We start from the raw sequence: 11,975 nt of genomic DNA, 5'->3' as shown, positions 1-11,975 counted from the left end.
AAGATTTAGTGGTTCATTATGTTCGACACTTTTGCGGAGAAAAAATTTTTACTAAAACAACTGGTTAAAAAGAATTTAACCTCAAAATACAAGGATTCTGTACTTGGTATTTTGTGGAGTTTCTTCAATCCTCTTTTAATCATGATTGTTTTTACTGCGATATTTTCAATGCTGTTCGGAAGAAACATTGACAATTATCCGGTATACTTCCTATCCGGAAGATTATTATATGATTTCTTTAGTTCCGGATCAAAAGGAGCTATGAATTCCATTAAGAAGAATTCAGGAATCCTGAAAAAGATTTATGTGCCGAAATATATGTTTGCAGTTAGTGCAGTATGTTATGAATTTGTCAACTTTTTAATTTCATTTGCAATCCTATTTGGAGTTATGATAGTTACTGGTGCCGAATTCCACCCAACACTGATCTTATCATTAATACCTATTGGATTGTTGTTTATGCTGGTATTTGGTCTGGGATTAATATTGGCAGTGTGCAACACATACTTTTCAGATATCGGATATCTCTACAACGTGTTTACACTCATACTGATGTATGCTTCAGCATTGTTCTATCCGATTGAAGTTGTGCCTGTAAGAGTGCAGATATTATTTACATTAAATCCTGTTTATACTGCAATTTCAACATTCAGGGAATGCGTTTACGGAGTCGTTCCTGATTTCCTTTCACTTGCATATCTGGGAGTGTTTGCAGTTACAGTGCTGATTATCGGAATTATTCTATTTAGAATGTACGAGAAGAAATTATCATTAGAATTATAGTTAAGGTTTTATCATGAACTTATTTAAAAATAAAAACAATTCAAAAAACAGAAATTATATGGAAGATGAAGATGGTAGAGAAATTGCTATCAGTGTAGAACATCTGACCATGGAATTTAAGGTTTCAAAGGATAAAATCGATACTTTAAAAGAATACATTATCAGAACTCTTAAAAGAAATAAGGTTCCTCCTAAAAAAGTCAGAATATTGGATGACATATCATTTAAAGTGTATAAAGGCGAAAGGTTAGGCGTTTTAGGATTTAACGGTGCAGGAAAAAGTACCTTATTGAAAATTATTTCAGGCATTTACGAACCGACAGAAGGAGAAATAAAAATAAACGGCAAAATCGCACCATTGCTTGCATTATCTGCCGGTTTTGATAAAAATTATAGTGGAAAAAATAACATTTATCTTAATGGAGCTTTTCTAAGCATGACCGAAGATTACATTGACGAACACTTTGATGAAATCGTCGAATTTTCTGAGCTTGGAGAATCCATTAATTACCCTGTTAAAAACTACTCCTCAGGTATGAAATCAAAATTGGGCTTTTCAATAGCTACCACAATCAAACCTGACATACTCATCATTGATGAAATTCTTGGTGTTGGAGACATTAAATTCAAGAAAAAGAGTAATGAAAAAATTAAATCAATGATGGAAGAGGGAGTGAGCGTACTGTTAGTTACCCATTCATTAAAGCAAATCAAAGAAATCTGTGATAGATGCATTTGGATTGAAGACGGAAAATTATTAATGGAAGGCGAAACTAAAAAAGTAGTCAAAGCATATAAGAAAAATGCTAATAATGATAAGAAGAAATCTAAGAAGAAAAAGTCTAAGGATAAAAAATCAGATGATGACAAAAAGTCTGATGATAAAAAATCAAAAGACAAATCTGACGACAACAAAAAATCAGAAGAAAAAACTGATAAAAAATCAGAAGATAAACAATCTGAGGACAACAAAAAATCAGAAGAAAAAACCAAAGGCAAAACTGATGAAGAAAAGAATTAATCTTAAGATAAATACTAATTGCAGGTTATAAAATGGATAAAAGATGGATAATAATTATCATAATATTGATTGTAGGAGTTAGTTCATTATATTTCATCGTTAATGACTCCATGAGATTGGGAAAGGCAATTGATACAATTGATAATGTAATTATAACTTTACCAACCGACTTTAAAATAGGGGAAAAAACCCAAACATCTGTTGAACTGATGAACAGAAATACTGACGAAAGAATTAAAATAGAATTGATCAAACAGAAAAACAGAGCAAATATGCTAATGAAGAGTAAGTTGAAAGAACTAGACTCAGATGACTGTGTGAAAGATGTAAAAAATCATACACAAAAAATATCCAATATTACCACATATACAATTAGTTATCAGAATGTGACTTCAGACACTCCTGTAAATTATACAATGAATTTCATCAATAAATTAAATAAAACGTTTATTATTACCACGTACAATTACAATAATGATACTTCCCAATCAGAAGATTTGGCATACGTAATTGATACAATAAGACTCGATTATAAAATAAAAGAAAAATAATGGTGGTTTAATGGATGATTCTTCTGAAAAAATCAATATAAAAGAATTATCTAATAAGTTTTTCATTGACATTTTTGAAATCATTAATGATGAGCTTTACGTTTTAGGAAGCATAAAGACCAGAAATGGCGATGAAGACATTGAGGTTAAAATAAACCATGCTAAAATTAACGTAAACAAATTATATTTTCATGAAAAAGATTATTTGAAAGAAAACAATATTACCAGCCACTATTTTGAATTCAAATTTCCAATATCTGAAAATGAAACATATGATATCGAATTTGAAAGCGAAAATTCAGAAAAATTGGATATTGCCTTTTCAAAACATTGCAATTTTTCAAGAGTTGTTGGATATTCAATGACCAAAAAATATATAAGCATTTTACAGGGCAATACCATAACCATCCAAAAGAAAACAACCTTGAAGTGGCTCAAACAGGAAGCCAAAGCTATTTTTAATATGCTAAAAGGAAAAAACAGACAAACAATTATAGTAATCCCTTTTAGAATTGCTTACCTTTTAGGATATCCCTTCCTAAAAAACAAAAAAATCTGGTTTTATATGGACCGGCCAAACATAGCCGATGACAATGGAATGCATTTATTCAAATATGCAGTCAACAAGGACCCCGAAATCAAAAAATATTTTATCATAAACCAGGACAGTCCAGACTATCCTGAAATGAAAAAAATCGGAAATGTAATAGCATTCCAATCATTAAAGCACAGGTATTTGACATTGTTTGCAGAAAATATCATCTCATCCCATCCGGAAAATTCAGTCATCTACCCATTTTGGAACAGTTTTCCATATTATGCAGGCATTTTAAAATCAAGCACCACATTCCTGCAGCATGGGATTATCAAGGATGACATTTCACCTTGGTTAAATAAGTCAGAGATGAATTTATCCATGTTTGTAACAAGTGCAAAGAAAGAATATGAATCGGTTTTTCAACATAAATACAATTACGATGAAAATGTCATTAAATTAACAGGGATGCCTAGATTCGACAGTCTGAAAAATGAAAAAAATAAAAAGCAGATATTAATAATGCCTTCCTGGAGAAACTATCTGAAAGACAAACCATCTGAAGAGATTGTTCAAAGTGAATTATTCAAAAGATTTAATTCTCTTCTAAATAACGAAAAACTGGTTAAGATAGCTAAGGAAAATGATTATGAAATAATATTCAGGCCACATTATCACATCTATAAATTTATTGACCTGTTTGAAATAAATGATTATATCCGAATCGAACCGCAGGAAACAAAGTACCAGCAGCTATTCAATAACGGATCATTATTAATCACCGACTTCTCATCAGTTGTTTTTGATTTTGCATATCTTAAAAAACCGGTTATATATTACCAATACAGCAACGATTATCACTTTGATGTTGAAAACGCATATTTCAATTATGAAACCATGGGTTTTGGAGAAGTCTCTAGAAGTGAAGATGAACTTATTGATTTAATAGAGGATTATATGAAAAATGACTGTAAAATGAAAGATGAATACATCAAACGTGTCAATGAATTCTATCTCTACACCGATAAAAACAATTGTAAAAGAGTGCACGAAACCATCAAAAAGCTCCCGTCCAGAGCCTAAACACCATATTGTACCTTAATCACTGTTTACAATAGTTAATGCAAAAACTCCCGCTCCAAATCCATTGTCAATGTTAACGACAGCTATTCCTGGTGCACAGGACTGAAGCATTGCATCAAGAGCCACTCTTCCACCTTCACCGACACCATATCCTACTGAAGTCGGAACTCCGATGACCGGAACATCCACAAGACCAGCAACAACTGAAGGAAGAGCGCCTTCCATGCCTGCACATACTATAAATGCCCTAACGCCTTCCTTAACCATATGAGCAATTTGCGGAAACAGCCTGTGGATTCCTGCAACGCCAATATCATAGGAGGCGATTGCTTCACAGCCACCTTCCTCAACAATGACACGAGCTTCCTCTGCAATATTGATATCTGATGTTCCTGCAGTGATAATTCCTATTTTTGCAATTTTTTTCTGCTCTTTGATTTCTTTTCTAATGACCAATATTTGAGCTCGCCTGTTATAATCAAAAATAAATGAATCCTTACCCAAATCATCTAAAATTTTTTCATAACGCTCCAAAGACAATTTAGTAATGATTAAATCATCATCATTGTTTTTAAGGTATTTTTTAATTATCAGCAATAAATCCTCATAATCCTTGCTGGGTGAAAAAATAGCTTCCGGAAAACCTGCCCTCTCGCTGCGTTTGATGTCAAGCTTAGCAATTTCATCGAATTCCAAAATGCTTTCAGACTTCAAAACGTTTTCCGCCTCATCAATACTGAGTTCACCTTTGACTAATCTTTCAAGAGTATCTTTCATAATATAATATTAAGATAAAATTTTATATAAAATTTAACTTAAATAATATATTTATGAAAGCCCGAAAGATTTTGACACAAGGAATAGTCCAAGGCGTAGGATTCAGACCGTACATATACAGACTTGCAACTGATTTGAATCTTAATGGTTATGTCAGAAACCTTGGAAATGTTGTTGAAATCATAATCGAAGGTAAAAATGCTGATTTGTTTATTGAAAGATTGCCAAGGGAATTGCCTCCGATAGCAAAGATAGATTCAGTTATTGTGGAAGAAATCAGCGAAAACAATTATTCTGATTTTAAAATTATTGAAAGCGGCGATTCATATTCAGGCGTTAGTGTTATACCACCGGATATTGCTATTTGCGATAAGTGTTTGGAGGAAATAAGAAATCCTAAAGACAGACGCTTTAAATATCCCTTTAATGCATGTACTGATTGCGGACCAAGATTTACAGTGATTGAAAGTGTCCCCTATGACAGAATCCGAACATCAATGGATGAATTCCCGCTATGTGATGACTGCCTGATAGAATATAAGGAACCGTTAAACAGGAGGTATCACGGAGAGGCCATATGCTGCGGTGATTGCGGACCCCAAATGGCAATATATGAAGGTCAAAATAAAATTGACACCGACAATCCTATAGGATTAGGTGCTGAAAAGCTGAAAGAGGGAAAAATACTGGCCATCAAGGGAATCGGCGGAACCCACTTGGTTGTTGATGCGTATAACGATGAAGCAATTAAAGAGTTAAGGAACCGTTTGAATCGTCCGAATCAGGCATTTGCAGTTATGGCCAAGGATTTGAAGTCCGTTCAAAATTATGCTGAGATATCCGAAAAGGAAATAGAAACAATCACATCAAATAAAAGACCAATCGTTATTCTGAAGAAAAACGACTATTATCCTTTCCCTGACAGCTTGTCTCCAGGATTGCACAACATTGGAGTGATGCTTCCATACTCCCCAATGCATTATTTGCTTTTTGATGAAGGAGATATTGATACATATGTAATGACATCAGCAAATATTCCCGGAGAGCCAATGATGATTAAAAATGAAGAAATCATTGGTGGCGTTAATGATTATTCATTAGTTCACAACCGTAAGATTCTAAACAGGTGCGATGACTCAGTGATTAGATTTAGAAATAATGAACTGTCATTCATCAGGAGATCACGGGGCTACACTCCCGAACCGTACACAATAAATTATGACGTTAATGACTCCAATGTCATTGCGTTGGGTCCGGAACTTGACGTGACATTTTCCATTGCAAAGGACAACATAGTATACCCTTCACAGCATATCGGAAATACAAACAAACCAAAAACATTGACTTTTTTAAAGCAGGCTATCGAAAATATGCAAAGAATCACAAAGATTGACGAATTTGACGTTATTGCCTGTGATATGCATCCGCATTTCTTTACAACAAGACTGGCTCACGAAATGGCTGAAAAATATGATGCAAAAGTTCTGCCTGTTCAACACCATCATGCCCATTCCATTGCCCTTGCCAACGACCACGGGCTTGAGGAAATGATTGTTATTGCCGCAGATGGAGTTGGATACGGAAGTGACGGTACCAGCTGGGGCGGAGAGATACTCTACACCAATGTCAACAGTTTTGAGAGATTGGCTCATCTTCAAACTCAGTTAATGCCAGGCGGAGATATGGCAACAAAATATCCTGCAAGAATGCTTGCAAGCATTTTAAATGACGAGAATCTAATCCGAAATTATTCAAAATACTTCAAATATGGGGAAACTGAAATTAAAAATATCTTTAAACAGCTGGCCTCAGGAATCAATGTGGGCAAGACCACCAGTACCGGAAGGGTTCTTGATTCAATGGCCGTTGCACTTGAAGTTGCACATGTGAGAACCTATGAGGGAGAATGCTCCATGAAACTCGAATCATGTGCCTATTATGCAACCAATGATCTGGAAATCCCTTTCACCATCGAAGACAACACATTAAACACCACTGAAATATTAAAGGAAGTTGTTAAATTATACCAGAATGGTGAAAAAAAGGCGGATATTGCTTGTGCCGGTCAAAATGCAGTTGCAAAAGGTCTTGCAGAACTTGCAATCAGAGCGGCTGACAAAAAAGGCATTGGACAAATCGGCGCCACAGGAGGAGTGTTCTACAATGAGGCCATTACCGACACAGTCAAAAATCATATAATGGACAATGGTTATGAATTCATACAACACACAAATACCTGTGCGGGGGATGGTTCTGTTTCTCTTGGACAGGCAATAATTGCTAAAAAAATATAAAAAAAGGTTTAAAGACTAATTAAGCCTTTAAATTAATGACCACGAAATGCTTAGTTATCTGTTTCTTAATGTTCTCTCAAGGATATATTCAGCCCTTTCCTTAAGATTGCCGTATAGCCTTATCTGATTTTTCAACTCATCAATAGCTTCAAGCTGACCTGCATCTATTCTTTTTTCAATGTCTAAAAGTTTTGACCATTCGTCACCTGAAGGAAGCTGAAGAGTGTTGAACATGTCTTCTGAAAGGTTAACATCAAATGTATTTTTATTGATTGTGATGTGAATATTGACCTCATGCTGCAAATCATAATATTTACGCGGACGACCTCTTAAGATTTTTTTATATGAAGAGTTCAAAATACCTATTTCTTCCATAGCGCGCAAGTGCTCTATGATAGCCTTCTGACCAATGTCGAGCTCGTTTGAGATTTCACTGACAAACATCGGCTCCTCTCTCAAAAGGTTTATGATATCTCTTCTAGTCTTACAACCCATTACATCAAGTATATCTTCTTTATCAATATCTCCTAATTGGTCGTTGTAATTTCCTCTAATTTCTATGTGGCCATTAGAAGAATTGACATTTCTATGATATTTATCATTTTTTCTAATGTCTTCTGAATTAGTCATGATTATAGATTATATTAACACTATTATATAAAACATTATGTTTTTGTTACAACATGTAAGAAAAATTTTATTTTTGATTATATCTTATAAAATTAAAAAATAAGATTAATAAATCAGAATCAAAAAATATGAATTATTTAAAATAACATATTTGACAAATTAATGATTATCAACAAAATTTTAACTTATTGGGCCCTTCTCCATTACAATAACATTCGGTAATGAAAACTCAAATTATCGAAAGATTTATATAACTTTTTGTTACTATAATAATGTAGGAGAAAGATAACTTTTTGTTACTTTAATATTTGGTTTAGAAAAACTTGATGTAATAACTCAGTATGATGAACCATTTTCCTATATGTCCATAAATTCCCAAAAACCAATATTAAAGAACTTAAAGGATTAATTCTCTACAGAGAGTTATTACTAAGTTTTTCAAAAAAAACCTAAAAAAGGTGTACCCATGACTGACGAAAAGAAAAGTGAAACTGAAGCTACACAAAAAGATCTTCAACAGGAATATGATGAGCTTCTTGAGGAAGTCAATCAGAAAAACGAAGAGATAGAAAAGCTCAAAGAAGATCTCGAAAAGCAAGAAGCTGAAACCCAGGAATACATTTCACTATCACAAAGACTTCAGGCGGATTTTGAAAACTTCAAAAAAATAACAGATAAACAAAACAAAGAAATCATAAAATTCGCTAATGAAAACATTATTAAAGAATTTTTAGACTGTTATGAAGACTTCGGTAGAGCTTTGGAAGTTGAAAACGATGAAAATTTAAGAGAAGGAATAGAACTTACATATAATAAATTCAAAGACATCCTGACAAAAGAGGGAGTTGAAGAAATACACGCAAAAGGCGAAAAATTTGACTTGAACAAACATGAAGCACTGATGGTTCAGGAATCCGATGATGTTGAAAACGGATATGTTATTGAAGAGCTAATGAAAGGCTACATGTATAAGGATAAAGTTCTCAAATACTCAAAAGTCATTGTTTGCAAAAAATAAGATTACGTTTATTTAATTATATAATAAAAAAAAATTGGTGATAATTATGTCTGATACTAAAAAAGAAAAAATTATTGGAATTGATTTAGGTACAAGTAACTCAGCAGCATCTGTACTTGTAGGAGGAAAACCAACCACAATCCCTTCCGCTGAAGGTGCAAGTCAATATGGTAAATCTTTCCCAAGTTATGTTGCATTTACTGAAGATGGTCAAATGTTAGTTGGAGAACCTGCAAGAAGACAAGCAGTTACCAACCCTGAAAACACTATTAGTGCAATCAAAAGAAGTATGGGTACTGATCACAAAGTAACTGTAAACGGAAAACAATATTCTCCACAGGAAATCTCTGCATTCATCTTACAAAAAATTAAAAAAGATGCAGAAACATTTTTAGGCGAACCGATCGAAAAAGCTGTAATTACCGTACCTGCTTACTTTGACGATAACCAAAGAACTGCAACCAAAGATGCAGGAACCATCGCAGGTCTTGACGTAGTAAGACTTGTAAACGAACCAACCGCAGCAAGTTTAGCTTACGGACTTGACAAAGCTGAAGAAGATGACATGAACATCATGGTTTACGATTTAGGTGGAGGTACCTTGGATGTAACCATTATGGAATTCGGTGGAGGAGTATTTGAAGTAAGATCCACCAGCGGAGACACCCAACTTGGTGGTACCGACATGGACAATGTATTAATCAAATACCTTGCCGATGAGTTCAAAGCACAGGAAGGCATTGACCTTATGGATAATGACCAAGCAGTACAAAGATTAAGAGAAGCTGCTGAAAAAGCAAAAATAGAATTATCCACTACCACAACTACCGAAGTAAACTTGCCATTTATCGCAATGGGAACCGATGGAACTCCTAAAAACTTAATTATCTCACTTACAAGAGCAAAATTAGAAGAATTGGTTGACCACATTGTAGAAAAATCCGGACAACCAATGCAACAAGCATTAGATGATGCTAAAATGAGCAAATCTGAAATTGATAAAATTATCTTAGTTGGTGGACCTACCAGAATGCCTATCGTACAAAAATACGTGGAAAAATTCATAGGAAAACCAGTAGAACGTGGTATTGACCCAATGGAATGTGTATCCATGGGTGCTGCTATTCAAGGAGGAGTATTAGCTGGTGAAATTAAAGACATCGTTCTTTTAGACGTAACTCCATTATCATTAGGTATTGAAACCTTAGGTGGAGTATCAACCACTTTAATTGAAAGAAACACAACTATTCCTACCAAAAAGAGCCAAGTATTCTCCACTGCTGCAGACAACCAACCTTCTGTAGACATTAACGTATTGCAAGGAGAAAGAAAAATGGCTGCAGACAACACCTCACTTGGACGTTTCCAACTTGTAGGAATCCCACCTGCACCAAGAGGAGTGCCACAAATTGAAGTAACCTTCGATATTGACGCTAACGGTATTATAAATGTAACTGCAAAAGACAAAGGAACCGGTAAAGAACAAGCTATTACCATTACTTCCTCAACCAAATTGTCTGATGAAGAAATCGAACAAAAAGTCAAAGAAGCAGAAATGAATGCTGAAGCAGATGCTAAAAGACAAGAAGAAATCGAAATCAGAAACAACGCAGACTCATTAATTTACACTTCAGAAAAAACTTTAGATGAACTCAAAGATCAAGTATCTGACGATGAAAAATCTAAAGTCGAAGGACTTGTAGCTGAATTAAGAGAACTTATAGCTGGCGATGATATTGCTGCCATTAAAGAAAAGTCTGATGAATTATCCAATGTAATTCAGGAAATTGGTGCAAAAATCTACCAACAGGCACAAGCAGAAGCACAAGCTCAACAACAAGCTGGAGCTGACCCTAATGCAGGTGCTCAAGACAACAACGATGATGACACAATTGATGCAGACTATGAAGTAAAAGACGATTAGATTAAATAATAAAGTTTTATTATATTGTTAGGTAAATATTAAAATCAGAAATCAGAATCAATCAAATAAACTAACAATAGATAAAACTATTATTTTTTCTATCTATTTTTTAAATTATTTTTTTAAGGTGAATAAATGGCAGACAAGCGAGATTATTATGAAGTTCTTGGAGTAGATAAAACTGCGGATGAAAAGACAATCAAAAAAGCTTATCGTAAATTAGCCAGAAAATACCATCCAGACGTTTGTGATGAACCCGATGCTGAAGATAAGTTTAAAGAAGTAAGTGAAGCTTACGCTGTCTTGTCTGATGAAGATAAACGTCACAGATATGATCAATTCGGTCATGCAGGAATGGATGGATTTACTGCAGAAGATTTCTATCAAAACGTGAACTTTGAAGATATTTTCCAGGGATTCGATATAGGAAACATATTCGAAATGTTCGGTTTTGGTGGTGGAAGTCGCAGCCGTGGAAGAACAGGACCACAAAGAGGTTCTGACATTTATACAGAAGTTCCAATTACATTAGAAGAGGCTTATGAAGGTTGTGACAAAGAAATCAAGATTACAAGAAGTGAATTGTGCCCAACATGTAACGGTTCCAAATCCAAACCGGGTTCTGATCCTAAAACATGTCCAACATGTGGAGGAACAGGACAAATCAAGGAAGTTAGTAACACAATCTTAGGTCAAATGGTTAATGTAAGACCATGTAGACAATGTGGCGGAACCGGTAAAATCATTACTGACCCATGTGAAGACTGTCATGGTAAAGGAAGCAAAAGAAAAAGCAAAACAATCAAAATTGAAATTCCAGAAGGTGTCAATGAGGGCAACCACTTGAGAGTTTCAGGTGAAGGAAACTGTGGCGAAGCTCCCGGCCTTGAAGGGGACTTGATTGTTACAGTACATATCAAAAAACATAAAAAGTTCGTGCGTGAAGGCGATCACTTATACCTTGAACAGCAAATCAGTTTCCCGCAAGCTGCATTGGGTGATTTGATAAGCATCCCGACCATTGAAGGAAATGAAGTTGAGTTTAAAGTACCTGCAGGAACACAAAGCGGAACTGTCTTTAAATTAAGAGGACAAGGTATGAACTCTGTCAGACATAACAGCAGAGGAAACATGTATGTTACAGTAACTGTTGTAGTTCCTAAAAAATTAAACTCAAAACAAAAAGACCTGCTTAACAAATTCGCTGAAGTAAGCGGGGACGAAATTAAACATGTTGAAAAAGGACTCTTTGACAGAGTCAAAGATGCAATGAAATAAATTAGCTTCATGCTAATTTATCCCACTTTTTTTAAAAATTCAATTTTTACCAAAAATCACCATGAAAATTAACCATGATTT

Annotated in this window: 10 protein-coding genes; 8 read left to right on the top strand and 2 right to left on the bottom strand. The window is 34.5% G+C overall.

Going from position 1 to position 11,975, the window contains the following annotated elements:
- Positions 1 to 18: 18 nt before the first annotated feature.
- The 4 genes from QZU83_RS03135 to QZU83_RS03120 are packed head-to-tail and all read left to right on the top strand — an operon-like array spanning position 19 to position 3,973.
- The gene (locus QZU83_RS03135; protein WP_295609596.1) at positions 19 to 783 is read left to right on the top strand and encodes an ABC transporter permease; all 765 of its coding nucleotides are present in this window, start codon (positions 19 to 21) and stop codon (positions 781 to 783) included.
- A gap of 13 nt (positions 784 to 796) precedes the next feature.
- Positions 797 to 1,804 (top strand): ABC transporter ATP-binding protein, encoded by a 1,008-nt coding sequence (locus QZU83_RS03130; RefSeq protein WP_295609595.1) that lies wholly within the window; start codon positions 797 to 799, stop codon positions 1,802 to 1,804.
- Between the two features lie 32 nt (positions 1,805 to 1,836).
- Positions 1,837 to 2,355, top strand: coding sequence for a hypothetical protein (locus QZU83_RS03125; protein ID WP_295609593.1), 519 nt, complete (start codon positions 1,837 to 1,839; stop codon positions 2,353 to 2,355).
- Positions 2,356 to 2,365: 10 nt separating this feature from the next.
- Positions 2,366 to 3,973, top strand: a complete 1,608-nt coding sequence (locus QZU83_RS03120) for a CDP-glycerol glycerophosphotransferase family protein (RefSeq protein ID WP_295609591.1) — start codon at positions 2,366 to 2,368, stop codon at positions 3,971 to 3,973.
- 15 nt (positions 3,974 to 3,988) lie between these two features.
- On the opposite strand, the gene larB is transcribed toward QZU83_RS03120, so the two are convergent.
- Positions 3,989 to 4,750 carry a nickel pincer cofactor biosynthesis protein LarB gene (gene larB, locus QZU83_RS03115; protein WP_295609590.1) on the bottom strand — a complete coding sequence of 254 codons (762 nt, stop codon included), beginning with the start codon at positions 4,748 to 4,750 and terminating at the stop codon, positions 3,989 to 3,991.
- Positions 4,751 to 4,803: 53 nt separating this feature from the next.
- Between larB and hypF the strand changes: the two genes are divergently transcribed.
- A complete protein-coding gene (gene hypF, locus QZU83_RS03110) occupies positions 4,804 to 7,044 on the top strand; it encodes a carbamoyltransferase HypF (RefSeq protein ID WP_295609588.1) in 2,241 nt (746 codons plus the stop codon).
- Positions 7,045 to 7,098: 54 nt separating this feature from the next.
- Here hypF and QZU83_RS03105 read toward each other — a convergent pair whose 3' ends face one another.
- Positions 7,099 to 7,674 (bottom strand): ArsR family transcriptional regulator, encoded by a 576-nt coding sequence (locus tag QZU83_RS03105; protein WP_295609587.1) that lies wholly within the window; start codon positions 7,672 to 7,674, stop codon positions 7,099 to 7,101.
- A gap of 466 nt (positions 7,675 to 8,140) precedes the next feature.
- On the opposite strand from QZU83_RS03105, the gene grpE reads away from it, so the two are divergent.
- The 3 genes from grpE (at position 8,141) to dnaJ (ending at position 11,894) form a co-directional block, all read left to right on the top strand.
- Positions 8,141 to 8,692, top strand: coding sequence for a nucleotide exchange factor GrpE (grpE, locus tag QZU83_RS03100; RefSeq protein WP_295609585.1), 552 nt, complete (start codon positions 8,141 to 8,143; stop codon positions 8,690 to 8,692).
- A gap of 46 nt (positions 8,693 to 8,738) precedes the next feature.
- On the top strand, positions 8,739 to 10,616 hold the full coding sequence (gene dnaK / locus QZU83_RS03095) for a molecular chaperone DnaK (protein WP_295609583.1): 1,878 nt from the start codon (positions 8,739 to 8,741) through the stop codon (positions 10,614 to 10,616).
- 135 nt (positions 10,617 to 10,751) lie between these two features.
- Positions 10,752 to 11,894: a molecular chaperone DnaJ gene (gene dnaJ, locus QZU83_RS03090; protein WP_295609581.1), complete on the top strand. Its 1,143-nt coding sequence runs from the start codon at positions 10,752 to 10,754 to the stop codon at positions 11,892 to 11,894.
- Positions 11,895 to 11,975 lie beyond the last annotated feature (81 nt).

Origin of the sequence: uncultured Methanobrevibacter sp. (genome assembly GCF_902771435.1) — an archaeon.
Classification (GTDB): domain Archaea; phylum Methanobacteriota; class Methanobacteria; order Methanobacteriales; family Methanobacteriaceae; genus Methanocatella.
Note: the sequence above shows the minus strand (reverse complement) of the source record. Positions and strands in the feature narration are given on the sequence as shown.

Bases quoted from the DNA above. Each gene is read 5' to 3' on its own strand.
- QZU83_RS03130 (WP_295609595.1), top strand. From the start codon at position 797: ATGAACTTATTTAAAAATAAAAACAATTCAAAAAACAGAAATTATATG.
- QZU83_RS03135 (WP_295609596.1), top strand. From the start codon at position 19: ATGTTCGACACTTTTGCGGAGAAAAAATTTTTACTAAAACAACTGGTT.
- dnaJ (WP_295609581.1), top strand. From the start codon at position 10,752: ATGGCAGACAAGCGAGATTATTATGAAGTTCTTGGAGTAGATAAAACT.
- hypF (WP_295609588.1), top strand. From the start codon at position 4,804: ATGAAAGCCCGAAAGATTTTGACACAAGGAATAGTCCAAGGCGTAGGA.
- larB (WP_295609590.1), bottom strand. From the start codon at position 4,750: ATGAAAGATACTCTTGAAAGATTAGTCAAAGGTGAACTCAGTATTGAT.
- dnaK (WP_295609583.1), top strand. From the start codon at position 8,739: ATGTCTGATACTAAAAAAGAAAAAATTATTGGAATTGATTTAGGTACA.
- QZU83_RS03120 (WP_295609591.1), top strand. From the start codon at position 2,366: ATGGATGATTCTTCTGAAAAAATCAATATAAAAGAATTATCTAATAAG.
- grpE (WP_295609585.1), top strand. From the start codon at position 8,141: ATGACTGACGAAAAGAAAAGTGAAACTGAAGCTACACAAAAAGATCTT.
- QZU83_RS03105 (WP_295609587.1), bottom strand. From the start codon at position 7,674: ATGACTAATTCAGAAGACATTAGAAAAAATGATAAATATCATAGAAAT.
- QZU83_RS03125 (WP_295609593.1), top strand. From the start codon at position 1,837: ATGGATAAAAGATGGATAATAATTATCATAATATTGATTGTAGGAGTT.